Raw genomic sequence first — 21,534 nt, 5'->3', positions numbered from 1 at the left:
ACGTACCCTACCCGAACGCGGACGCTGGCCTACCTCTTCGACAGATGCGCAATATTTGCTTCGCGACGGGGTCATCGGATGTTCGAGGGATTCAGGCTAGCAACAGTAACGCTTCCGGAGGCAACTCTGCGGGTACGAATTGGTGGGAAGGGCTCGCCGCTGCTGCTCCTGCATGGGCACCCACGCACGCACGCAACATGGCACCGTGTAGCTCCAATCCTTGCAAACGAGTATACCGTGGTCTGCCCCGACCTTCGAGGCTTCGGGCAGTCTTCTACGCCCGCCGATACGCCTGACCATTCTGGCTCTTCAAAGCGGGCCAAGGCAAAAGATTGTGTCGCCCTGATGCAGCATTTCGGTTTCGATCGTTTCGGCCTGGCAGGGCACGATCGGGGATCGTACACGGCGTTTCGAACTGCCATGGATCATCCAGCCTCTGTCAGCCAACTCGCGATCCTGGATGGCATCCCCATCGTTGACGCTCTGAGTCGCTGCGATGCCCGATTCGCGACAGCATGGTGGCACTGGTTCTTCTTCGCTCAGCCCGAAAAGCCGGAGCGAGCGATCTTGGCAGACCCCGATGCGTGGTACGGCGGAAGCGCGGAAGCGATGGGGGAGGAGGCTTATGAAGACTTCCGAGCTGCAATACATAACCCTTCGACCGTCCACGGAATGGTTGAGGACTATCGCGCAGGGCTTGGCATTGATCGACTACATGATGAGGAGGATAAGGCTGCGGGGCGGAAGGTCGAATGCCCTCTTCTGGTCCTCTGGTCGGCTCGCGACGATTTGGAAGATCTACACGGCGACATCGTCACGATCTGGCGTGGCTGGGCGACCAACGTCAGGGGATGTAGCTTGGACTGCGGTCATCACATGGCAGAGGAAGCGCCCCACGAACTTGCCCAAGAACTCGCTGCGTTCTTCCGAACAACGTAGCAGCGTCGGCTTTTGGCGATACCCTCCAGAAGCCAACTGTCCGCATTCGACTACTCCAGCTCATGCGGAAATCCGCTTCCGAACTCAGACGTCAGCTCCCTCCGCGAGGGGTCAGGGCATTTTCGACGTCTACGCCGAGATATCGAACAGTGTTCTTGCCGGTCACCTCGGCCGATTGAAAGAGTAGGCAGCGCCCATACCGGGGCACAGTTGTCCCCTTGGCAGGCCTTGTGGCTTGGCGCATGATCGAGCAAGCCAGGGTCGGCAAGGGCACAAGTGTGCTGGTCGGCGGCGTTCGCCGTTCAAGGTTCTGTATTGAAATGACGCGCCGGACGAGATGAAACTGGGTACTGCTATGTCATTGTAGCGGCTCTATAATTTTTTACGGCGGCATCGGCGATGCCGGCTTCTCTCTTGCCCCGGGGCATTCTCTATCAAGCGCCGTAGCTTTTGGGGTCTTTGCAGGGGCGATCAGCGCTTTGATGAACCCGCGCTGGCCCTTGGCAAAGGCCAGTACCACACACCCCGGAAACTGTTCGGCTCGCTGGGCGATTCCGCCCCTGGCCGCTGGGGCCGGACGCTGCTGAAACGGGCGGAGCCGCGCCGCGCGGAGGCTGACAAAACCAAGGCCCACACTCTCTGCGAAATGGACTATCTGCTGATGGTCAATGACGAGACGCGCCAAGGCGCTGCGCTTTGCCGACGAGCCGAGCGGCCCGTTCCTTGCGCATGTCATTTTTTTGGCTCAAGAACCCTCGTTACCCCGATGCTCCAAGCGACCGTGTCCATCAGCAAAGGAGGAATATAATGACCCGCCTCGCACTTCTGGAAAGGTTAAAGGAAATTCAGCAGATGCCGAGATATCAGGGCCGTGACATCTCCACCATCAGTGCTGTCCTATCCAATCAGGCGCTGGCGAGGCATGTCGAACTCTGCGAGGAAGTCGCTGGCGTCACGCCACGGCTCGCTGCACAGGGTGGCTAGGGGGAGGTGTGAAGATGCACCGAAAAGTGTCCCACAAGCACCGGAACGCTCAAGTGTTTGTTCCAGCTGTTCTTTCCGGGATTTTCGAAGGCTCGCGATTGCCGACTTCTGAGACCGCTTGGCCAACACTCATTCTCGCAATGAAATCAGCGCGATAAATCCTGGTCGATGTGGTGTCACTGGTCGGTGCGATTTCACATTTCTCGCCGTCGAGTGTGTCCATCGCTGAGAAAAGGCGCTCAGCTAAACACTGTGACGGCGCTGTTCGTCAGATACTTGTGTATGCCTTTGACGTTCGCCGTCACAGATATCGTTTCCTCGCCGCGGTAGCGATGATTGCAGAAGCTTCTTTAGGCTTGGCAAGAGACCCACTGAATATGAAATCCGATCTGTCGTGGGCAAGCGGCGCGTCATAGGTATCTCCTGCCAAGTGGCCAGTTCATGCTGGCTCACTTCCCTTAACGCGAGAAACTATATGTCGCGCAGGTTCCCTCCTGCGGATTCGCATCAGCGACTGCTTCGGCGGGCACAGCAACTCCTTCAAATACCTTCATGAACAATGCGTCATCATTGCTTGCCAGGGCAAGAACGACATAGGTCACGTCCTGCTCGCCGCACAGGCGGTTGCCGTTCATCAGCAAAGGATTCGCCGGAGGTTCGACCTTGAAAACGCCGGGTCGGCCCTCCACGGGAACGAGCCTCAGGATCGCTCCATTTGCAAAGACGATCCGATCGGTTCCAATCGCAATATCCCCGGTAACAGCTGTCGCCGTGTTGCTGTTCGCCTTCCAGACATCGTCCTGGGCATGGGATGCGACGGACCCCGATGCCAGAAGCGCGGCTACTAGTAGCGTCCGCATGGCAATGCTCCTCGTTCCATCTTTCACTAACACTCAAGAAAGGCGCTAGTCGGGCGAGGTTTGAAATTGACATTCGATGATGCGCGTAAGCGAAGTCCAAATTTCTGGAATCTTGCGTATCCTCTTTGGGGTGCCCTCAGCTCATACCAAACATTCTCGCCACCCCGCGAAATGTCGCCTCAGTCGAGGCTGGCCGGCGACAAGAACGCCTGATTGGCTTCCATCCGAAGATGGCCAGCTCATCGAGATCCCTTCGGTCCAAGCGCGAACACAGAACCTTGCAACATCATGGTTCTGATGCGCAGTCGCAGTAATGGAAGGTGGCGAGATAGCCGGGGAGTACGCGCATGAACTCCTGTTGATGGGTCCAAGCTCTGCATTCGGCCATGGAGATCATGGGTTTCACGTGGGGGAGCCTGATTAGCTTCCCCTGGTTGGTCAGATGGATTGTGACAGCGATAGCGGTGAACATGGCGCGGTCATCCATCGACTTGAGGCTGGCGACATAATAACCGCCGGGGTTGGAACGAACGTCGTCCCAGGCAACCTCGTTGACATGATCAGGGCCACAGAAATGTGCGGTGCGGGAATCCGCTTTTGTAGCCGTGTGCGCCGCCAAAAGGAGAGCGAGAGCGATGAAGAACCCGGTCCGTTTCATGTCTTCCTGCTTTCCCAATCCAGTGCCGCCAGGATCGCTTGGAAGCGACGGCCGAATTGGCTACGCTAAGGAGGCGCGCCAGGAGGGTGAAATGTCCCGAAAGGCTCCTGAAATTGACCTGAAATCTGCCGAAACGGTTACGTTTCGCGATTTTGCCTTCCTGACCAAGAGCAACGAACTCCGAACCGTCGACGGCAAAGCGGTCAATCTCCGCAGCCAGTCCGCCGAGGTGCTTTCCGTGCTCGCGGCGCGACCGGGCGAGATCGTGTCCAAGGATGCGCTGATGCAGGCGGTTTGGCCCGATACCTTCGTAACCGACGACAGCCTTACCCAATGCATTGCCGATATTCGCCGCGCGGTGGGGGACGACGCGCACGCGATCGTGGAAACCCTCCCCAAGCGAGGTTACCGGCTGAATGCCGATCCATTCTGTGCGGATCCAAACGCCTCGGCGGGTGCGGAACGCGCCAAGACACGATTCTCGCGACGCGGCTTCATTCTTGCTGCAATCGTTCTCGTTGCGGCCGCGATCGGCACATATTACGGCGCGGAAATATGGCGATCCGCTCCGGTTCGTTCGACCGACATGCCGAAAATTGCGGTTCTTCCCTTTGAGGATTTCAGTGTCGGTGCGGACAAGGGATATCTCAGCGATGCCGTCGCCGAGGGGATCATCACCGAGCTTGCGCGGAGCAAGACTTATGCCGTCATCGCCCGGAACTCGAGCTTCAGGTATCGCGACCAGTCGGTTGACGCCAGGCAGATTGGAGTTGAGCTCGGCGTCGACTACCTGCTCGAAGGCAGCCAGCAGAAGATTGGAGACCGACTGAACGTGACCGCCCAGTTGCTGAATGCGCAGGACGGATCGCATCTGTGGGCCAACACATACAACCGGGAGATAGGTGATCTTTTCGTCGTCCAGCAGGAGATCATCCGCACGCTTGCGGATCGGGTCGGGCGCAGGATCCAGCGCCCCCTGCCAAAGAGCGACGCCGCGCAGGTCAGCGCGCTCCACTATCACCTGATGGCGATTGCCGAGATGCGCAGCAGTGCTTTCACGGCCGCGGGGAACCAACTGGTGCGGCAACTGAGCCTCAAGGCGATCGAAGCGGATCCAAACGCTCAGTTCGGCTATATCGGGCTGGCCTGGTCCTATCGCCATGATGCGACATTCGGGTGGCACGAGCAGGAACATAACCGGGATGAGGCGTTGAAGCGCGCCGCCGAGTATGCCGATAAGGCAATCCTGCTCGCTCCGGACGACGCCGAGGCGCATCATGTCCGCGCCCGCATCCATACCGAAACCGGAGAGATCGAGCAGGCCCTTGCACGGTTCGATCAGGCGATCGCCCTTAATCCCAGCAATTCAAACATCCTCATGGGTAGTACGGACCCGCTGCTGTATATTGGCCGCACCGACGAAGCGATCGATCGGATCGAGCAGGCCAAGGGCATCGATCCTTTCCACCCTGACTTGCTCCACTGGCAGATGGGCTGGGCACTCTGGCAAAAGAACGATTGCCGGGGTGCGCTGGCGGCGATGCGGAAAATGTCCAGAATCCCGACCGGCGCACACCGAATGCTTGCGGGGATACACGCTTGTCTGGGAAACGATCGGGAGGCAAAGGAAGCGCTTGCGGTTTTCCTCCAGGACTCGCCCGGTCAGTCCATCAGCCAAGAACGCAGTAAATGGGAGAAGATTTGGACCGCGCCCGGAAGCCTCGACCGCTGGATCGAACACATGCGGATCGCGGGGCTGCCGGAGTGACAGTCTGTCCGTGCGCGACCCGGCAGAAGTCCGATTGGCCGCTAAACCGTTGAAGCCTTTGTTTCATGAGCGCTGGTTGCCCTCGAAGTAGGATCATCTTTCGCGAGGAGTATTGGGTGCGGAAGGTCGGCAGTGCGGCCGCCTTGCGCCATATGCGCTCCGCACCCGAACTTCTGGAACGGGTCGCAGCGGCCCTTGCCACTGGTTTCTGCCGAACTGTGCGAAAGCTCAGGCCATGGCGATTGGCGAGCCAGGCGGGATGTATCTGAGATAGCCCAGCTGCATTTCGTTAACGGGAATTCGAGGCGGATGGCTGTACCTCTTGGTGCGTCGTTCTTTCCCCTTGCGCCGCGGCGACGACGGGCGGCGAGGCTTCCGCCGCGGGTCGCGCACGCTACGACAGCCGCTCCGACCGCGCTTTCACATCATCGCTCAGCTGCCGCACGATCTCTGTAGTCCTGCGGATGTCTGGTTCGCTTAAAGCGACTCCCATGGTGGGGGCGATCGAAAGGAGCCGGGCGTTGAGCTCGCCGTAGCGCGCGCCGCCTTTGGGCGTCAGCTGCACAAGCTTCGAGCGCCGATGCTTCGGATTGTCGATGAATTCTACGAGCCCCTCGGCCGCAAGCTGATCCGCAAGCCGCTGCATGCGCTGTCGGCTGGTGGGTCGCATCTGGGCGATTTGCGGCACGGTTAGCGGACCAAGCAACGCGAGGCTTCGCATGAAGCCGAAGGCACCGCCGCCCCAGCTGGTGATGAGCCCGGTCTTCTGGCCGAGAGCCCGTATCCTGAAGAAGCACTGGGCGACTTCGAACATGAGGTCAGCGATCGCCTCGCCCTTACTGTCTTTGATTGGGGCCGCCCCGGTCTTGTGTCGAGCCGTCACCATGGCATCCGTTTCCTTTGGCTGTATCAATTTCCCCGGTTGACACCTCTGTTGTCAACAGCTATAGATGACACCTTAGTTGTCATTTCTGCGTAGCCTCCAGCAACCGCGGGAGCATAGAAGTGGACCCGAATGCGCAACAAGTAACCGACACCGGAACGGGTGTCGTTGGGCGACCGATACCTTTTTTCCTGCGGCTATTCTGGTCGGATTCACCTTGGATCGCCTGCTGCCTTTGGCGTTCGCAATTCCGGAGGCCGACGGGGTACCCCGGATCGTCGGTGGGTCCCCTGATCTTAATCGGTCTCGCGCTTTTTGCCGCGGGACTCCGCAACTTCTCCCGCGCTGCGACGCTTTTGCCCACGAACAAGCCCGCCCGCGTGCTCGTGACCACTGGAATTTACCGCTGGACCCGCAATCCCATCTATCTCGGCTTTTTTCTCGTGTACGGCGGCATCGGCGTCGTGGCGCAGAGCACGTGGGGCCTTGTTCTCACGCTGCCTCTTGCTTTCTTGATCCGCTACGGCGTCGTCGCGCGCGAGGAGGCCTACCTCGAGCGTCGCTTCGGCGGCGCACACCTCGACTACAAGCGACGCGTACGGAGGTGGCTGTGATCGGTCGAACGACTGCTTGCATCGGCGGCCGATCGAGAAACGCGCAGGCCCGGTGGAGATCGAGCCCCATTTTCATTGGTGCTCTTGCAGTTCTGCTCGCGTCCTGTGCGAGAATCCCGACTTCTCAGGAAGCCAATGATGCTGTTCTCATGCTTCGAGAATACGACAGCTGGGCATGGGCACTGGGCATTTTTCTCATTTGGGTAGATGTGGTGCTCCCAGTCCCCCAGACCGCCGTCATAGCCGCTCTAGGCATCATCTATGGCACCGTGTTCGGTGGACTGCTTGGCAGCGTCGGCCTGATCAGCGGAGGTGTCATCGGATACGCTCTCATGCGCACCTCAGCGCGGCGGTCTGTCGATCGCCTGGTAGGCCGCCAATCCTTGCACAAGATGGAAAGCTTGTTCGACAGGGCCGGTGCTTGGGCGATCGTCCTGACGCGCAGTTTCCCCTACAGCATACCGGAAGCCATCGTGTTCCTTGCCGGCCTTGCTGGCATGCCGATGGGAAAATTAACGATGGCGCTGACGGTCGGCAGCGTACCAACCGCCTTTGCGTTTGCGGCCATCGGTGCTGGCTGGGCCGATCAGCCAATCCTGGCGCTCACCGCAAGCTATGTGCTGCCTATCCTACTGCTCCCCATCGCGCTGTATGTCATGCGCTTGCGCGCATTTTGAGAGATGTCGATCCTCGTCATAGTCCTTCGCGCGGCCTCGCTGCTCGCCTTCGCAGGGCCAACCCTGCTGATTTTCGGCGGGCGTGGCCCTAAACGCACCAGGGGAGGTGACCGGGGACGTGGCGACCGAACCCCGGTCCTCGCAAACTTCGCGGCCTTCGGACTCTTCTTCGCCTTCTTGGCCGCCTTTGCCGGCAACGCCGAGGGTCCCGCGGCGCTGGTGTTGGCGCTGTGCGGATGTCTTGTCGCCCTGGCGGGGGCCGCCCTCGTTCTCAGATCCCGGGCCGAGCTCGGCGCGGCATGGAGTTTGGTGCCGAGCGCAGATCAAGGCGCAGGCCTCGTCACGACAGGTCCGTATCGCCTCATACGCCACCCCATCTACCTCGGCCTATCGATGCTCGCGCTGGGCGAGGCCCTGGCCTTCAGCAGCTGGCCTGCCATGCTGGTTGTGATTTCCTTGATTGTGCCGACATTCGTGTGGCGCGCGTACGCGGAAGAGAAACTGCTCACTCACACATTTGGCGAGCGCCATGCCGATTACCGAAGGCAGACCAAGATAATGATCCCGTATCTTCTGTAAGGCCTGCTCCTGGCGGGCTGATGTACAGCGGAGCGCCTTCGAGGACACAAACGTCAAAGAGTGTTCGCTGGTGGCGCAAAGAAACCCAGCGTCGGTCGGTGTCCGCCGGTTTGGCACTGCGACAAACCATCTTCAAATCTGCTCTCGCTCGGCCTCGATCGCCGATCCTGCGAGTCACTTGAACTGCAATGCCCGATCGAGTTGGCTTATTCAGCAGTTTCTCCCACTCGTTCGACGACGATCAGGTCATCGATGCCGTCGTCGTAGGTGTGAAGATGCACCGAAAAGTGACCCAAGCACGGGAACGCTCAAGTGTTTGTTCCAGCTGTTCTTTCCGGGATTTTCGAAGGGTCACGATTGCCGCCTTCTGAGAGCTCTTGGCCAACACTCATTTTCGCAATGAAATCAGAGCGATAAATCCTTGTCGACGTGGGGGCACTGTTCGGTGCGATTTCACAGTCTGCTTCAGGAAGCGGCAAAGCGGATCTCAACGACCGACATGCAGCGCATTTTTGCTCGGCAGCCGCGGGCCGAGAGCAGACCGGCAGTTTCGGGCTGCCAATATTCAAGAGCAGAATCAGGTGTGGGCATCGTCGTGACCTGAGCCGATCCTGTCACATTTCCTTCGAGCAGCCGGAAGGTCTCGAAGCGCTCGCGAAGCCGGCATTGACTAGCGTGCTAACCGCGTGGGGAGGCGACCTCTTCTGTGATCACTTTGAACTGAGCCAGCCTCGAGGCGCCAAAGCTCGTGGAAAGGGCGACATCCGTCGCGTCACGGCCCATCGCCATCAATATCCTCCCGATGCGAGGTTTGTTGTGGCGCGCATCGAAGGTGAACCAATGTCCGCTGAGATAGACTTCGAACCAGGCGCTGAAATCCATGGGATCCGGCACCGGCGGGACGCCGATATCGCCTAGATAGCCGGTGCAGTAGCGGGCTGGAATGTTCATGCACCGACACAGAGTTATTGCGAGGTGCGCGAAGTCGCGGCATACGCCGGTCTTGTCGGTGTATCCACCATGTGCTGTCCTTAGAGGATCTGCGTTCTGGTAGTTGAACATGATGTGGTTGTGAACGAAATCGCATATCGCCTGAACCCGAGCCCAGCCCAGCGGCGTATTGCTGAAATTTGCCCAGGCAAAATCGCCGAGGCGATCGGTGTCGCAATAGCGGCTGCCGAGAAGGAAGACGAGCACCTCATCCGGCAGATCCTTGATGTCGTGCTGGACCGCATCCTTTGCTATGATATCCGGCTTGCCGGTGTCATAGATCTCGAAGGCGGTAGAGACCGTGGTCAACCCGGCTGGCGCCTCGATCCGCGTGCAAATGTTTCCGAAACCATCGACATAGGCGCGCGGCTCGATCGGGCGATTGAATGTGATGCTCTGCTCCGTTAGCAAATCAATTCGTCGCGAGGGATGAATTTCGAGGGCGAGCAGCATCGGCGTGGCCGCAGCGCATTCGTAGGTGAGACTGTAGCCGGCTCGGATCCGCATCGACACTCCAGATTGGTGCGCGAATTGAAAGTTATCAGCAACTCCAGCGCAAGAGAAACGTTCCGACGTCGGGTCATGCCTACGCGCTCATCCCGTCGTCGGTTTCGGTCGTAACATTGACTTGAACCGTCATGCCAAGTGCGTCGGAGGCCCTGCCGCAATAGCTTCCATGGAGCGGAATTGCTTGATGGGGCTCACGAGCCACGGCTACCCTGATCAGATCGCGGTTGCCAACGATGCCGTTTGTGGGATCGAACTCGACCCAGCCAGCGCCAGGGAGATAGACTTGACACCATGCATGCGTGGATCCGCCGCCCAGCGCAATAACTCTGTCGCGGCTCGGGACATAGATGTAACCTGTGACGAACCGCGCTGCCAACCCGAGTGAACGCACCGCTTCCATCATGAACAGCGCGAAATCGCGACACGTGCCCCGCCGCTGATGAAGCGTTATTTGAGGCGGCTGGATCCCCGCCTCGATGCGGCGCGAATAAACAAAGCTTTCGTGGATGGCGTAGCAGAGCGTCATCAGCAGCTTGCCGGTCTGAGTGCGACGGCCCGCGCTGACGAACTGCCTGGCCCATTTTCCGACCTCGTCGTGCTCATCGGGATAATGGCGTTCAATTGTGCGCGCCAAATCTGCCGACTCGTCCGGGTTGTAAGCGAAGGGAAAATCAAGAGCAGCGGGGTCGATGCGGAAATCAGGGGTGTCTTGAGAAGTATGGTCCAGACGAATGCATGCGTAGAACCTCAGTTCCTTTGCCGGGCGCGAGAACCTGACGATTGCAACGCAGTTGCCAAAGACGTCGTGGATCCATCGCACCTCGCTTGGTTCCGGATCGATGAGCAAAACGGAATCAAGCAGTCGCTGATCATAGCTGTCCCTCGGCCTGAACATGAGTCGATGCTCGCCGAACTTCACCTGTCTGGCGTAGCGATAGACAGTCGTATGTTCGACCGAAAAAATCGGCATCAGGACTCCACTTATGAAACCACTTGCCAGCGATGCACGTGCGAAGATGATGCCACCTCGGGGGAATGCCGTCATGATCGAAAAATAGGCTGGGTCGATTGCCCAGCGAACGGTAATCGAACCTCAGTCACCGTCCTTTTCAAACCGCTCGATGTTACGCGAGATCCCACCGCAGAACGCTTTCAGCTTCTCGTCGTGGTAGTGGAAGACTAGCGGCAGCTGCAATCGTCGGGACTGCCGATTCGGTGTTCGCTCCGAGACAATTTTAGAGAGGCGGCTTTGAATGACACAGCGCCGGGTCCAAGCACGTTATAGGCGCTCCGTCGACGTGGCGCCCGTCGTGGGGCCGGAATCGATCGGTCCGCTTGCGGTGCAGGCGAAAGACGATCGCCAACGTTCAACCTGCAAGGCAGGGTGTCGTGGCATGACCAAACCGGACATTGCTGTCGCATCACGGCATGAGACGCGGAATGGGTGGAGAACTCGCGCTCAGGCTGTGTGCGACTGACCAGTGCTTTGCTTACACCGAAGAGTCGTGGGCCGAGCAGCGCGCCTATAGAGTCACCTGGCGCGCAAGTGGGCGATAGTGTCGAGCTTCGCATCGAAGAGGGCCGGATCATCATTGAGCGTGTTGCCGGACCCGCCCGCAAGGGCTGGGCCGAGGATGCGCAGCGTCTCGCCGCCGACGCAGATGACGGACTTGCATGGCCCGAGTTCGGCAATGACGAGGATGCCAAGCTCACATGGTGAAGCGTGGTGATGTCTGGCTCGCCGCGCTGGATCCCACGGTCGGCAGCAAGATCCAGAGGACACGGCCTTGTCTCATCATTTCGCCGCCCGAGATCCACGAGCATCTGCGCACGGTCATCGTTGCGCCCATGACCTCGGGAAGCCGCCCGGCAGGCTTCCGGGTGTCGGTGTCATTCCAAGGGGTCAACGGCCTTATCCTCCTTGAGCAGTCCCGAGCGCTCGATAAGCGTAGACTGGTGAAACGGTTAGGGCAGGTTCCAGACGACGTTCTGACAGAAACCCTGCGCACGCTGCGCGAGCTTTACGAGGAATAGGGAAGGAAGCGATAGGCTTCAGGACATCCCCAAACAGCTGCACCAGGCCGACAGGAACGCGCAGCGGTCGCAACGGAGCGAAGCGCAGAGGAGACCCTTTAGGGTTGCGCGCCGGGGCAGGGCCTGCCGTGTCGTGCGCAGTCATAAAGATTGCGAACTGCCACTTTGGAGCTGCCGGATAACGCGGCCTTCGTAGCCCCGGCCGCCTATCAGCATCATCAATCCGCAAATCGCCAACCGGCCGCAGGTCGGTTCTCCGTCGCCTTCTCGCTGGAGTGGTACAGGACCTGGCTACGGCGTTCGACTTGCTGACAATGACAACAGGCTGAAGTGACCCCGCATCGTGAAACGGAGCGGCGGCCGTGGTCGGGGAGGGGAGTGCGAGGGGAGGGGCGTAGCGGCGCTCCTCGCTCCGGTCCTGGCCCGCTCGATGCGGGTAAGGTCCAGACGCCTGCCAAGAAAATCAGTCCGGCTATTTGCGAACGATGCCGCGCAATCGACGCTGCGCCGCCGTCTCTTTGATCACGCCAGCAATCTTGCGGACAAATGCGGGACTGAACGCGCCGATCGGCGTCGTCGTCACCAGATCATAGGCTTCATCGACCTGCACCCGGTTATATTCGTCCAGGATCAGCCATGACGGATAGTCGAGGCCGCCGCGGCGGCATTCGATTTCGCTGATGGCGAGATGCGGGCGCGACCGGTCGGGTTTTTGCGAAGTCAGCGGAAAGAGAAACAAGGCTGCGGGCGTTGCTGGCGTCCGGACAACGATGCAAACCGGCCTCGCCTTGCGTCCGGATTCCTCGCCGGCGTCTGCTTCCCGGACCCATAGGTAATAATATCGGAGCAGATCGCCGGCTTTAAGCATCGGGCGTGTCGCCGGAAATTATTGCATCCAGTCCAGTCATGAGTTCATTGTGGATTTCATCCGGTGCGTCCTCGAGCGTATAGGCGGCCAAATGCGGCTGGCCGACGAGCTGGTGATACTGAGCAGCGGACAGGATGACGAGCTTTTCCTTGCCGCGCTTGGTCAGGGCCACCGGCTCGATCAATGCCGTTTCAAGGATTTCGCCTGACACGCGATTCATGTCCGAGAATGTGAATTGCTTCATCGGCTTACTTCCTTTTAAAGTACCTACAATACGTAATTCACGTAATAAAAGCAAGAATGGTAGCGCGCGACCGCGACCATTCTTATCACGATCGATCACTCGAAAGAGCGCGGCATTGTTCGTTCATTGCTGAGTGCGGCGCGGTTGGTCTGGAACGTGTAACCGTCCCAATCCTTCCACGCCTCCCAGCCTTGCGCGGTGGCGCGTCCGTACCAGACACGCACCTTCACCGCGTTTCCGGCCAGCGTCTCGACAATCGAGACGGTGAAGCTCCCGCCAAGCTGAGACGGCGTGTCGTATACGGTGACATGGCGGCGGGCAGGACGCACGAAAGGGCCGCACTCATGCGGCACTTTCGGCGCTGATCGCCTTCATCACCCGTTCGGCGGCCCATCTCCCCGCCTCGTTCAAGTGCCGCTGCCACGTGCCTTGCGACGGCGACCCAGCGGAAGCCATTGGCCTTGAGCGCACGCCGCGTCGCCTCGTCGGGCTTGCCGGGAAAGATCATCTGAATGCGCGCCACGTCCGCATTTTCCTTGATCTCGACGGCTCCGGCCTGTGTCTCGACCACTTGGCTTTGCGTTCCGCCCGGCCGTCGAGGAAGATGACAATTGGACCTTTGGCCGCAATCGCCGCGATGTTGGGTCGCGTTGCCCCGATCGTGGAAATCGACGCCAGCGAGACGAACGCGAAACTCTATGCCTAGGTGCAAGCAGCGATTGAGATTCTCAATGTCGTGGAGAACGATGTCTGATCACGTTAGCGGTCAGAGTGTAAAGATGCACCGAAAAGTGACCCCAAGCACCGGAACGCTCAAGTGTTTGTTCCAGCTGTTCTTTCCGGGAATTTCGAAGGGTCACGATTGCCGCCTTCCGAGACCCTTGGCCAACACTCATTTTCGCAATGAAATCAGTGCGATAAATCCTGGTCGACGTAGGGTCACTGTTCGGTGCGATTTCACATCCTGAGTTTCTTGGACAAGAGTCCCATTGCCGAGGGATCGAATGCCGCCGAAGCGCTCGGTAGAACCTCCGCGCTGGCGCGGAGAACCGAGGCGTCCGCGCTTCTCGCGCACCGACAGCTCAACAACAGCCGGACTGGCGTGGTGCGCTGGACGCTCTGGTTCGTGCCGGACTTACGCCCCCCGCTTCCACCCGCTGACCAATCAGAAAACGCGTTCCCTCGGAATTGTGCATTGTGTCGATGAGGTCTTGAGCGTTCGCGCGGACGAACGGCGCTCTAGGCCACCTCTCACTCTCGATCTGGCGTCCGGTATCGTTTGCCGACGCCAGAAACGGTCAGTCCGGTTCCGGCCCAGAGCTGCCGCGACATAATCGCGCCTAAGCGGCGCCGTGATAATTCGGCTGTTGGGTGCCGAAAAGAATGCGAGACGCTTGACAGCAAATGCGCCGCACATGGCCGTCGTGACGGGTTTCAGCTCGTCACGTTTCGCCTCGCAGTCTGCCTTTTCAATGCCCACCTTGGGTCATGCGTCGCTAGAACGACGAAAAAGTCGCACACCTGCTCCGCCCCCATTCTCGGGAATAAACTCGACACCTGCAGCCTCCAGGGCGTCAGAAAGTGCCTTAAGCGTTGTCTGGCGGGGAATAGTTTGAGCACTTTCAATTCTGGCAAGAGTTCGGATCGTCACGCCGGATGCGGCCGCCAAATCCTCTCGCGTCCAATCAATTAGAGCACGGGCGGCTCGTACCTGCTCCGGGCGTATGTCCTTTTTCATGACATTTTCTTCTTGATAAAGTCACAAAAAGTGACATATTGGTAGCAGTCTACGGACGCGGCCGCACTGGGTGCTCGCTACACCCGGCGCGACCTGACCAAACCCAAGCTGGTTGGAGCTCGGATCATGGCTGATTCCGACAATACCACGACTTTGCCTTTCGTCACGTGCGGGCGGAAGACGGGAAGTTGTCGTGGTTGCGACTGAGCAGGCGCCAAATCGGATGGACAAGAACGGGGAGGGCGCAGCACCTGATCCCGCTCTCTTGCTGTCGCAGGCCTGGGTCGAAGCCCATGTTCGGACCTTGGCGCTTTGCCTCAAGCAGCAGCAGCTTGAAACTCAACTTGCAATCAGTGTCGGCTTTCCCGCCGCCGATGTTGCTTTGCCTGATGGCAGCCAACGCAAAGCGTCGTCCTTGGAGGATCTAGAGGAAGCTCTAGGTCGGGCGACCAGCGTGGAGATCGCCCGAGCCGAAGAAGCTGAAGCGTTGGCCGGCCATTGGGCACGATGGCGCGCCAAAGATGCCGAACTGGGCTATTCGGCCGCCAAAGAGGCAGAGCAGCAGGCTGCCGACGAGGAGCAGCTTCTCCTCGACAAGCTGGCGATCACGCCAGCCCGCACAATAGCGGGCGTGATCGCCAAGCTTGCGGTGGTTTTGCGGGAAGGCGAGGACAATCGTGATCCGTCGGATTTTCCCCTGCCGCATATCCGCTCCGTCCTGGAGGATCTGACGTGGGTCACCGGTCACAACACACCTGGTGAGTCCAAGCCTTTATCTGCTGCCAGGGCGCCAATCGGCCAACAAGGCGCCAGTTGATTGAATGCAGCAAATCAGGAGGCAAAGATGACAAGCAAGCCTCTTTGCAACGACCATGATGCACACGTGCATCCTGCCCCCGACGGAACCTACTCCAAACCACCCGGCGAATATGATGCTGTCTCGCTGCTTGATGAGGCACAACGTTGTGCCCGGGAACTGATGGCATCCGTGCCGTTTGAGAAGGACGGCAAAGCGCTGCCGGTCGGGGCAGGGGCGGGAGCCGAGGTGCTGGCTGTGCTGATGCGCAGGCGGTTTGGGACAAAGGCTCCAACGGTCGCCGCCTGGTGCGCCATGCTGGCGTGGAGCGAAGGCACCGATGCCAGCTACCAAACATGGACAGAGGCGTTCAAGAGCGTTCGTACCGCTCCACAACCATGATCGTAACAGCCATCGCCGCTGGTATCGACCAGGTCAGGCTGAAAAATGCCGATGCAAGCAAGTTGCCAATCGAACACGAGACGCTCGATTTCGCCTGCAGGCTCCAGGTCTATTGCTACATCAAGGAACTTGATGAAGCGCTGATGACCTTCGCCGGTGCCTCAAACCCGGTGGCCGCGCGGTCATCCTGGATACTGATTTTTCGGGTGTGGTTTGGGAGAACGGAAATCGCGATCGTATGCGCAAGGTCATGTGTGCGTTCGATGAGCATGCGCATGGCCAGACCTTCCGCGGACTGCCAAGCCGGTTGAAGAAGGCGGGGTTCGAACTTTCGCGCTGCGAAGCAATCCCGTTTGTCACGCTGACCTACCACCCAAATACCTATGTGCATGGCCTGGCGCGCTTCATCGTGACAAAGTGCACAGGCTTCGTCATGGAAGAGGCCGATGCTTGGCGGAACGAGTTCGATGACCTGGAGAAACAGAGGGCATTCTTCTATGGGACGAACCGCTTCATGCTCGCATAGCCAACGTCGGGATGAATCGCATACCAGACATTAGACTTCCAAATGACGGCAGCGGGTTGAATGTTGCCATGCCGCAGTCGCGCTTTCCGGCAAGACTCGGTTGCATTGAAAAGGATCTCAATGTTCTGACCGAGAGCTCACCCTATCTTTTGAACTGGGAGGCCAGCCATGCACGAACTGGAACGCGCAGTAGCGCATCACTACGGCAAGGCAGGATTGCTGGAGGCGATCCTGACCGGACTGAAGAGCACCGGGGCCGATCCGGACAATCTGCAGCCGGTCGATCTGGCTCCAGTCGACGAGTTCCACACCGCGGGTCGCGTAACCACGCTAAAGGCGCTGGAGATGATGCCGCTCCGAGCGGGAATGCACGTGTTGGACGCTGGGTGCGGCCTCGGCGGAACGGCCCGCGTGCTTGCCAAGGAGCACGGATGCCGGGTGACCGGAATTGATCTCACGCCGCAGTTCGTTGAGGTCGCTCGCGCAATCAGCGAACGGATGGGTCTTGCCGACCAATGCAATTTTCACGTGGGCAGCGTCACGGAGATGCCGTTTGCCGATGCAGCGTTCGACGCCGGCGTGACCTTTCACGCGGCCATGAACGTCCGCGAGCGTGACAGCTTCTATGCCGAGCTCGCACGCGTGATGCGACCCGGTGCACCGTTATGCGTGTTCGACGTGATGAAAGGGCCTTCGCCCGGGATGATCTACCCGGTGCCCTGGGCGGAAACGGCAGAAACCAGTTTCCTTAAATCCGGCGCCGAGACGAAGGACCTGCTTCGTGACGGGGGGTTCAGCATCGAGAGAGAGGAAAGCCTGCGGGAATTTGCGATCCAGTATTTTCGCGAGATATTAGCGAAAGCTGCCGATGCACCTGGCCCTCCGCCCCTCGGACTTCACCTACTGACCGGAGCCAATGCGCCTGAAAAGTTTGAGAATTACGCGAAAGCGCTGGAGGCGCATCAGATCGATCCGGTGATTCTTATTGCATTTCGGAATTAGCCTGCCCCACGGCTCTGATCCTCGAATGCAACGACAGCACGCATAAGCCGACCATGATCCGGCCCGGCCGCAAAGGTCGGGAATGGAGTCAGAATACGTCGTCGACGTGCTTCTGCTGCGCGCCACTTGCGGTCTGCGCTATCAGTACCCGCTCGGCCCCGATCTGCTGGTCGCGCCGGTGGTCGACAAAGGCGGAACTGAGATTTGACTGCTATGGCGGCACCGGGGTCCGATCCGGGGCCGCCATTGGAGCAGTTATAGACTGAGCCTGGTAGGAAATCTGTCATTCCGGAAGGCTCAACCCATGGCGGTGATGCGCCCCATGTGGCCGTAGAGATTGGCTTTGCAACTCTCGAAATCAGACATCACGGCCGACGATGCTGAAGGTCGTGGTTGCCATATCGCGGGTGTGTTTTTCTAACGATTGCGACAGGGTTGGAAGTATTTAACTCTACAAGGACGATAGAATTACCGAACATGGCGGGCATAGGTTTTGTCTTTCTATGGAGCCCTTCATGTCCACCATTTCGCGACGCTTCCTTCTCCTGTCGTCAGCGGCACTGGCCGGTGGAGTTTCACTCAGCCCGGCTTCCGCCGAAGATCTCAAGATCACCATCGGCTACCAGACGGTCGTCGAACCGTCGAAAGTCCCGCAGGCCGACGGCGTCTATGAGAGCACGACCAAGGCAGCCATCGATTGGCGGAAATTCGATTCCGGTGCCGATGTCATCGCCGCCGTCGCATCCGGTTCGGTCGATATCGGCTATGTCGGGTCAAGCCCGCTTGCCGCCGCTGCCAGCCGCGATCTGCCGATCCAGACTATCTTTATCGTCGGCCTTATTGGCGAATCCGAAGCGCTGGTCGCGCACAACGGTGCCGGTATTGACAAAATCGCCGACCTCGCCGGCAAGAAGGTCGCGGTGCCGTTCGTCTCGACCACGCACTACAGCCTGCTTGCGGCGCTGAAACATGAACGGGTCGAACCGAGATCAGTCGAAATCCTCAACCTGCGCCCGCCGGAAATCGCCGCCGCCTGGGCGCGTGGCGATATCGACGCGGCCTATGTCTGGGACCCTGCGCTCGGCCAGATCAAGACTTCTGGCAAAGTCGTGCTCGATTCCTCGCAAGTCGCAGCATGGGGCGCCCCGACATTTGACGCGTGGATCGTGCGGACCGATTTCGCTGAAAAGAATCCGGAAGCAGTGCGCGACTTCGTCAAGGTGACGGGCGCTGCCTATGCCGAGTTCTTAGCGAAGCCGGATACCTGGTCGACGTCGTCGCCGCAGGCCGAGAAGATTGCCAGGATTACGGGCGCCAAGCTGGAAGAGGTGCCGCAGCTGCTGAAGGGCTATGTCTTCCCGACGCTCGAGGAGCAGGCGTCGGACAAGTTCCTCGGCGCGGGTACCGTCGAGGCGATCGAGGCGACATCCGCTTTCCTAAAGGAACAGGGCAAGATTGACGCAGTCCTCCCGGACTACTCGAAATATGTGACCGCGAAATACGCCACCGAGGCGCTTGCCTCGAATTGATGAGGTCGCGCGGCTTCCATCCCGATGCCGCGTGCTGCCCGCCTTGGAACCGCTAAGCGGTTTCGGGGCGGGTTTGCGTCCGTAAAACCTGTGCGAGGGCCGATGCCGAGACTGGTGCTTGACCAAGTGTCCGTTCGCTACGACGGCCAGACGAGGCCGGCGGTGGAGCGCGCCTCAATCGAAGTCGCCAGCGGAGACTTCGTCGTGCTGGTGGGCCGTTCAGGATGCGGCAAGTCCTCGCTGCTCAACGTCGCGGCTGGTTTGGTGACGCCGACCGGCGGAAGCGTCACGGTTGACGGCACACCTATTATTGCGCCCGGCGCCGATCGCGCCGTGGTCTTCCAAAACGATGCGCTGTTTCCGTGGTTGACGGCGCGCGAGAACGTTGCCTTCGCGCTCCGGCTGCGCGGTGTCCGACCAAGCGAACGCGAGCGCCGCGCTGATGCGCTTCTGGCACTGGTGAAGCTCGAAGGCTCGGGCGACAGGCGCATCTGGGAATTGTCGGGGGGCATGCGCCAGCGCGTTGGGCTGGCGCGGGCGCTGGCCGCGGAGCCGCAATTCCTGCTGCTCGACGAGCCGCTGGGCGCACTCGATGCGCTGACCCGCGAGCGTATGCAGACCACGCTGCTCGACATTTGGAAGGAGAGCGGCGTCGGCGTCCTGATGGTCACGCACGGCATCGAGGAAGCCTTGGTGCTGGGCACCCGCATCGTCGTCCTGGCGCCAGGTCCGGGCCGTGTCGTGCGGGCATTCGAAACCGGGTTCAGCCGGCGCTATCTGGCTGGTGAACCGCTTCGCGACATCAAGGCCGATTCCGTCTTTGCAGCGGCGCGCGGCGAACTCACCGACGCGATCTTCGAGGGAGAGGCGGCGTGACGTTTTCCTCCTACGCCGAACGCCGCGGTCGCAAGCTCGACGAGGTCCACGTGCTGTCGGTTCCATTGTCGCGACCGCGACGCACGCGAGTGATAGTCTCGGCGCGCGTCGTCAGCGCAGTCACCATTCTGGTCGTTCTGGCGGTCTGGGCGCTGTCGGCGCGCCTGCAACTGGTATCGCCGGTTTTCCTGCCTTCGCCGGTCGCGGTGTGGAGCAAATTTATTGCGGTAGCAAGCGACGGTTTCGTCGATGCTACGTTGCTCCAGCACATCGCCGCCAGCTTGTGGCGGGTGTTCGCCGCGCTTGTCGCTGCGGTCCTTGTCGGCGTGCCGGTGGGGCTGGCGATCGGCATCAGCACCGTCGGGCGCGGCATCTTCGATCCCTTGCTCGAATTCCTGCGCCCGATCCCGCCGCTCGCCTACCTGCCGCTGATCATCATCTGGTTCGGCATCGGCGAGCCCTCCAAAATCCTGGTGATCACGATCGCCATGCTGGCGCCGGTGGCGCTGTCGACCGCTTCCGGCGTGCGTGGTGTTTCGCAGGAGCGCATCAACGCGGCCCTCTCGCTCGGCGCCACAGGCGGACAAGTCGTCTGGCACGTGATCCTGCCCAGCGCGCTGCCCTCGATCCTGACCGGCCTACGGATCGCGCTCGGCGCCGGTTGGTCCACACTGGTCGCCGCCGAGTTGGTGGCGGCAACGCGTGGCCTCGGCTTCATGATCCAGTCGGCCGCCCAGTTCCTGGTGACTGACGTCGTAGTGATGGGAATCCTGGTCATCGCGGCAATCGCATTCGCGCTGGAATTCACCATCCGCAGGATCGAGCGCGCACTCGTCCCGTGGGCGGGACGCGAATGACCCCACCGGAGACATGATCGTGGCTCACCCTGCAACGGCCCTGTTTGCCCTTCTCGGAAGCCGGCCCCGCGCTCTGGAGGCGAAACGCGAGACGCAGGTCAGCGACGACCCCAACGCCCTTGGAAGTGCGGAGCAGAATGCCAAGCGTATTCGTCTTCCACCGCCTGACGAGAGTTTCTACTGGGCATGGCAGTATTGGTCAAAATGATCGAGCCATCCGTCATGGCAACAATCACGGCCGGGCAGTTGGGATCGGTCGCCTTTTGTTTCAACCTAATGGCAGGCGTTTGCCAACCTTGCCGGCAAACGACGCGTTCTCGCCGCCAGATTTCTTCGCGCGTATTGTCGGCTTCCAGGCCTCCTCCACCACAATCGAACGAATGGACTGCACATGATTGATCTCTACTACTGGCCCACGCCTAACGGCAAGAAAGTTTCGATCTACTTGGAAGAGACGGAGACGCCGTACTCGCTGGTGCCCGTCAACATTTCGCTTGGCGACCAGTTCAAACCGGAGTTCCTGAAGCTCAATCCCAATCACCGCATGCCAGCGATCGTCGACCATACGCCGAAGGACGGCGGGGCGCCGATCAGCGTGTTCGAGTCGGGGGCGATCCTGTTTTACCTCGCCGAGAAGACAGGTAAGCTCTGGCCGCAGGATATTCGCAGCAAATACGAGGTCACCCAGTGGGTGATCTGGCAGATGGCGAACCAGGGCCCGAAGCTCGGCGAGGCAGGACATTTTCGCCGGCTAGGCGACAGGGAAGGTGATCAATCTTACGCGGTGCGCCGCTTCACCGATGAAGCCAACCGCCTCTACGGCGTGCTCAATATGCAGCTGCGAAACCGGCGCTACATTGCTGGTGACGAACTCACGATCGCCGACATAATCAGCTATCCATGGACCGTGGGGTGGCAAGCACAGGGGCAGGACATCAACGAATTCAAGCATTTCAAGCGTTGGTTCGAGGAGGTTGGGGCTAGGCCCGGCGTACGGCGCGGTCTGGCCGTCGGGGCAGACCTGTCCACCGACACGAGCAAGCTGTCGCAAGAGGAGCAGGATCGTATCCGCAAGATACTCTACAACCAGCGGGCGCTTCCTGTGACGGAATGACAGCAAGCCAGAGGAAGTCTCATGAGATCTGAAGTCGCCGTTGTCGCCGGCGCGGGATCGGGCTTGAGTGCATCGCTAGCGCGGAT

The 21,534-nt window shown here is 59.9% G+C and carries 27 protein-coding genes; 18 read left to right on the top strand and 9 right to left on the bottom strand.

Annotated features, from left to right (window positions below):
• The first annotated feature begins 78 nt into the window (after positions 1-78).
• Both F3H98_RS21260 and F3H98_RS31210 read left to right on the top strand, forming a co-directional pair.
• Positions 79-939 carry an alpha/beta fold hydrolase gene (locus F3H98_RS21260; RefSeq protein WP_149762326.1) on the top strand — a complete coding sequence of 287 codons (861 nt, stop codon included), beginning with the start codon at positions 79-81 and terminating at the stop codon, positions 937-939.
• A gap of 807 nt (positions 940-1,746) precedes the next feature.
• Positions 1,747-1,923 carry a hypothetical protein gene (locus F3H98_RS31210; RefSeq protein ID WP_188130491.1) on the top strand — a complete coding sequence of 59 codons (177 nt, stop codon included), beginning with the start codon at positions 1,747-1,749 and terminating at the stop codon, positions 1,921-1,923.
• A 458-nt stretch (positions 1,924-2,381) separates the two neighbouring features.
• On the opposite strand, the gene F3H98_RS21255 is transcribed toward F3H98_RS31210, so the two are convergent.
• Together F3H98_RS21255 and F3H98_RS21250 are read right to left on the bottom strand one after the other, a co-directional pair.
• Complete coding sequence (locus tag F3H98_RS21255; protein WP_149762325.1) at positions 2,382-2,783, bottom strand: hypothetical protein; 402 nt, start codon at positions 2,781-2,783, stop codon at positions 2,382-2,384.
• A 286-nt stretch (positions 2,784-3,069) separates the two neighbouring features.
• Entirely contained in the window at positions 3,070-3,441 is a 372-nt protein-coding gene (locus F3H98_RS21250) for a hypothetical protein (protein WP_149762324.1), read from the bottom strand.
• Between F3H98_RS21250 and F3H98_RS21245 the strand changes: the two genes are divergently transcribed.
• Positions 3,419-5,209, top strand: coding sequence for a winged helix-turn-helix domain-containing tetratricopeptide repeat protein (locus tag F3H98_RS21245; protein ID WP_149762323.1), 1,791 nt, complete (start codon positions 3,419-3,421; stop codon positions 5,207-5,209). The genes F3H98_RS21250 and F3H98_RS21245 overlap by 23 nt on opposite strands.
• A gap of 394 nt (positions 5,210-5,603) precedes the next feature.
• On the opposite strand, the gene F3H98_RS21240 is transcribed toward F3H98_RS21245, so the two are convergent.
• Entirely contained in the window at positions 5,604-6,095 is a 492-nt protein-coding gene (locus F3H98_RS21240) for a MarR family winged helix-turn-helix transcriptional regulator (protein WP_149762322.1), read from the bottom strand.
• A gap of 278 nt (positions 6,096-6,373) precedes the next feature.
• Between F3H98_RS21240 and F3H98_RS21235 the strand changes: the two genes are divergently transcribed.
• The 3 genes from F3H98_RS21235 to F3H98_RS21225 all read left to right on the top strand — a co-directional run bounded on the left by F3H98_RS21235 (position 6,374) and on the right by F3H98_RS21225 (position 7,962).
• Entirely contained in the window at positions 6,374-6,706 is a 333-nt protein-coding gene (locus tag F3H98_RS21235) for a methyltransferase family protein (protein ID WP_188130509.1), read from the top strand.
• 149 nt (positions 6,707-6,855) lie between these two features.
• Positions 6,856-7,383 carry a TVP38/TMEM64 family protein gene (locus F3H98_RS21230; RefSeq protein ID WP_149762320.1) on the top strand — a complete coding sequence of 176 codons (528 nt, stop codon included), beginning with the start codon at positions 6,856-6,858 and terminating at the stop codon, positions 7,381-7,383.
• A 3-nt stretch (positions 7,384-7,386) separates the two neighbouring features.
• Positions 7,387-7,962: a methyltransferase family protein gene (locus tag F3H98_RS21225; RefSeq protein WP_149762319.1), complete on the top strand. Its 576-nt coding sequence runs from the start codon at positions 7,387-7,389 to the stop codon at positions 7,960-7,962.
• Between the two features lie 678 nt (positions 7,963-8,640).
• Here F3H98_RS21225 and F3H98_RS21220 read toward each other — a convergent pair.
• Both F3H98_RS21220 and F3H98_RS21215 read right to left on the bottom strand, forming a co-directional pair.
• The gene (locus F3H98_RS21220) at positions 8,641-9,459 is read right to left on the bottom strand and encodes a transglutaminase-like domain-containing protein (RefSeq protein ID WP_149762318.1); all 819 of its coding nucleotides are present in this window, start codon (positions 9,457-9,459) and stop codon (positions 8,641-8,643) included.
• Between the two features lie 79 nt (positions 9,460-9,538).
• On the bottom strand, positions 9,539-10,432 hold the full coding sequence (locus F3H98_RS21215) for a transglutaminase family protein (protein ID WP_149762317.1): 894 nt from the start codon (positions 10,430-10,432) through the stop codon (positions 9,539-9,541).
• A gap of 576 nt (positions 10,433-11,008) precedes the next feature.
• On the opposite strand from F3H98_RS21215, the gene F3H98_RS21210 reads away from it, so the two are divergent.
• Positions 11,009-11,182: an AbrB/MazE/SpoVT family DNA-binding domain-containing protein gene (locus F3H98_RS21210; RefSeq protein ID WP_244621824.1), complete on the top strand. Its 174-nt coding sequence runs from the start codon at positions 11,009-11,011 to the stop codon at positions 11,180-11,182.
• A complete protein-coding gene (locus tag F3H98_RS21205; RefSeq protein ID WP_149762315.1) occupies positions 11,176-11,496 on the top strand; it encodes a type II toxin-antitoxin system PemK/MazF family toxin in 321 nt (106 codons plus the stop codon). Before F3H98_RS21210 ends, F3H98_RS21205 begins: the two co-directional genes overlap by 7 nt.
• 472 nt (positions 11,497-11,968) lie before the next feature.
• Here the strand turns inward: F3H98_RS21205 and F3H98_RS31205 are convergent, their stop codons facing one another.
• The 4 genes from F3H98_RS31205 to F3H98_RS21180 all read right to left on the bottom strand — a co-directional run bounded on the left by F3H98_RS31205 (position 11,969) and on the right by F3H98_RS21180 (position 14,346).
• Positions 11,969-12,364, bottom strand: a complete 396-nt coding sequence (locus F3H98_RS31205; RefSeq protein ID WP_188130508.1) for a hypothetical protein — start codon at positions 12,362-12,364, stop codon at positions 11,969-11,971.
• Positions 12,357-12,608 (bottom strand): type II toxin-antitoxin system Phd/YefM family antitoxin, encoded by a 252-nt coding sequence (locus tag F3H98_RS21195; RefSeq protein ID WP_149762314.1) that lies wholly within the window; start codon positions 12,606-12,608, stop codon positions 12,357-12,359. Before F3H98_RS21195 ends, F3H98_RS31205 begins: the two co-directional genes overlap by 8 nt.
• A 95-nt stretch (positions 12,609-12,703) precedes the next feature.
• Complete coding sequence (locus tag F3H98_RS21190; protein ID WP_149762313.1) at positions 12,704-12,937, bottom strand: hypothetical protein; 234 nt, start codon at positions 12,935-12,937, stop codon at positions 12,704-12,706.
• Positions 12,938-14,094: 1,157 nt separating this feature from the next.
• Entirely contained in the window at positions 14,095-14,346 is a 252-nt protein-coding gene (locus tag F3H98_RS21180; RefSeq protein WP_149762312.1) for a helix-turn-helix domain-containing protein, read from the bottom strand.
• 223 nt (positions 14,347-14,569) lie between these two features.
• Here F3H98_RS21180 and F3H98_RS21175 point away from each other — a divergent pair, with 223 nt between their 5' ends.
• The 10 genes from F3H98_RS21175 (at position 14,570) to F3H98_RS21135 (ending at position 21,448) form a co-directional block, all read left to right on the top strand.
• Positions 14,570-15,163, top strand: a complete 594-nt coding sequence (locus F3H98_RS21175) for a hypothetical protein (protein WP_149762311.1) — start codon at positions 14,570-14,572, stop codon at positions 15,161-15,163.
• Positions 15,164-15,544 carry a hypothetical protein gene (locus F3H98_RS21170; RefSeq protein WP_149762310.1) on the top strand — a complete coding sequence of 127 codons (381 nt, stop codon included), beginning with the start codon at positions 15,164-15,166 and terminating at the stop codon, positions 15,542-15,544.
• Positions 15,545-15,782: 238 nt separating this feature from the next.
• A complete protein-coding gene (locus tag F3H98_RS21165; RefSeq protein WP_149762309.1) occupies positions 15,783-16,070 on the top strand; it encodes a methyltransferase domain-containing protein in 288 nt (95 codons plus the stop codon).
• Positions 16,071-16,238: 168 nt separating this feature from the next.
• On the top strand, positions 16,239-17,072 hold the full coding sequence (locus tag F3H98_RS21160) for a class I SAM-dependent methyltransferase (protein WP_149762308.1): 834 nt from the start codon (positions 16,239-16,241) through the stop codon (positions 17,070-17,072).
• A gap of 82 nt (positions 17,073-17,154) precedes the next feature.
• The gene (locus F3H98_RS32320; protein WP_280178018.1) at positions 17,155-17,280 is read left to right on the top strand and encodes a hypothetical protein; all 126 of its coding nucleotides are present in this window, start codon (positions 17,155-17,157) and stop codon (positions 17,278-17,280) included.
• A gap of 307 nt (positions 17,281-17,587) precedes the next feature.
• Positions 17,588-18,601, top strand: coding sequence for a taurine ABC transporter substrate-binding protein (gene tauA, locus F3H98_RS21155; protein ID WP_149762307.1), 1,014 nt, complete (start codon positions 17,588-17,590; stop codon positions 18,599-18,601).
• A 102-nt stretch (positions 18,602-18,703) separates the two neighbouring features.
• A complete protein-coding gene (locus F3H98_RS21150; protein WP_149762306.1) occupies positions 18,704-19,477 on the top strand; it encodes a taurine ABC transporter ATP-binding protein in 774 nt (257 codons plus the stop codon).
• The gene (locus tag F3H98_RS21145) at positions 19,474-20,334 is read left to right on the top strand and encodes an ABC transporter permease subunit (protein WP_149762305.1); all 861 of its coding nucleotides are present in this window, start codon (positions 19,474-19,476) and stop codon (positions 20,332-20,334) included. Before F3H98_RS21150 ends, F3H98_RS21145 begins: the two co-directional genes overlap by 4 nt.
• A 19-nt stretch (positions 20,335-20,353) precedes the next feature.
• A complete protein-coding gene (locus F3H98_RS21140; RefSeq protein WP_149762304.1) occupies positions 20,354-20,542 on the top strand; it encodes a hypothetical protein in 189 nt (62 codons plus the stop codon).
• Positions 20,543-20,725: 183 nt separating this feature from the next.
• Positions 20,726-21,448 (top strand): glutathione binding-like protein, encoded by a 723-nt coding sequence (locus tag F3H98_RS21135; protein ID WP_149762303.1) that lies wholly within the window; start codon positions 20,726-20,728, stop codon positions 21,446-21,448.
• Positions 21,449-21,534: the final 86 nt, after the last annotated feature.

The organism is Neomesorhizobium albiziae, assembly GCF_900114255.1.
Taxonomy (GTDB): Bacteria; Pseudomonadota; Alphaproteobacteria; order Rhizobiales; family Rhizobiaceae; genus Neomesorhizobium; species Neomesorhizobium albiziae.
The sequence above is the reverse complement of the archived record's forward strand: the minus strand, read 5'-3'. Positions and strand labels throughout refer to the sequence as shown.

Coding starts and splice junctions, on each gene's coding strand:
- F3H98_RS21230 (WP_149762320.1), top strand. CDS start 6,856: ATGCTTCGAGAATACGACAGCTGGGCATGGGCACTGGGCATTTTTCTC.
- F3H98_RS21180 (WP_149762312.1), bottom strand. CDS start 14,346: ATGAAAAAGGACATACGCCCGGAGCAGGTACGAGCCGCCCGTGCTCTA.
- F3H98_RS21240 (WP_149762322.1), bottom strand. CDS start 6,095: ATGGTGACGGCTCGACACAAGACCGGGGCGGCCCCAATCAAAGACAGT.
- F3H98_RS21195 (WP_149762314.1), bottom strand. CDS start 12,608: ATGAAGCAATTCACATTCTCGGACATGAATCGCGTGTCAGGCGAAATC.
- tauA (WP_149762307.1), top strand. CDS start 17,588: ATGTCCACCATTTCGCGACGCTTCCTTCTCCTGTCGTCAGCGGCACTG.
- F3H98_RS21135 (WP_149762303.1), top strand. CDS start 20,726: ATGATTGATCTCTACTACTGGCCCACGCCTAACGGCAAGAAAGTTTCG.
- F3H98_RS21250 (WP_149762324.1), bottom strand. CDS start 3,441: ATGAAACGGACCGGGTTCTTCATCGCTCTCGCTCTCCTTTTGGCGGCG.
- F3H98_RS31210 (WP_188130491.1), top strand. CDS start 1,747: ATGACCCGCCTCGCACTTCTGGAAAGGTTAAAGGAAATTCAGCAGATG.
- F3H98_RS21220 (WP_149762318.1), bottom strand. CDS start 9,459: ATGCGGATCCGAGCCGGCTACAGTCTCACCTACGAATGCGCTGCGGCC.
- F3H98_RS21150 (WP_149762306.1), top strand. CDS start 18,704: ATGCCGAGACTGGTGCTTGACCAAGTGTCCGTTCGCTACGACGGCCAG.
- F3H98_RS21165 (WP_149762309.1), top strand. CDS start 15,783: ATGCGCAAGGTCATGTGTGCGTTCGATGAGCATGCGCATGGCCAGACC.
- F3H98_RS21260 (WP_149762326.1), top strand. CDS start 79: ATGTTCGAGGGATTCAGGCTAGCAACAGTAACGCTTCCGGAGGCAACT.
- F3H98_RS21215 (WP_149762317.1), bottom strand. CDS start 10,432: ATGCCGATTTTTTCGGTCGAACATACGACTGTCTATCGCTACGCCAGA.
- F3H98_RS21225 (WP_149762319.1), top strand. CDS start 7,387: ATGTCGATCCTCGTCATAGTCCTTCGCGCGGCCTCGCTGCTCGCCTTC.
- F3H98_RS21160 (WP_149762308.1), top strand. CDS start 16,239: ATGCACGAACTGGAACGCGCAGTAGCGCATCACTACGGCAAGGCAGGA.
- F3H98_RS21255 (WP_149762325.1), bottom strand. CDS start 2,783: ATGCGGACGCTACTAGTAGCCGCGCTTCTGGCATCGGGGTCCGTCGCA.
- F3H98_RS31205 (WP_188130508.1), bottom strand. CDS start 12,364: ATGCTTAAAGCCGGCGATCTGCTCCGATATTATTACCTATGGGTCCGG.
- F3H98_RS32320 (WP_280178018.1), top strand. CDS start 17,155: ATGGAGTCAGAATACGTCGTCGACGTGCTTCTGCTGCGCGCCACTTGC.
- F3H98_RS21205 (WP_149762315.1), top strand. CDS start 11,176: ATGGTGAAGCGTGGTGATGTCTGGCTCGCCGCGCTGGATCCCACGGTC.
- F3H98_RS21175 (WP_149762311.1), top strand. CDS start 14,570: ATGGACAAGAACGGGGAGGGCGCAGCACCTGATCCCGCTCTCTTGCTG.
- F3H98_RS21245 (WP_149762323.1), top strand. CDS start 3,419: ATGAAGAACCCGGTCCGTTTCATGTCTTCCTGCTTTCCCAATCCAGTG.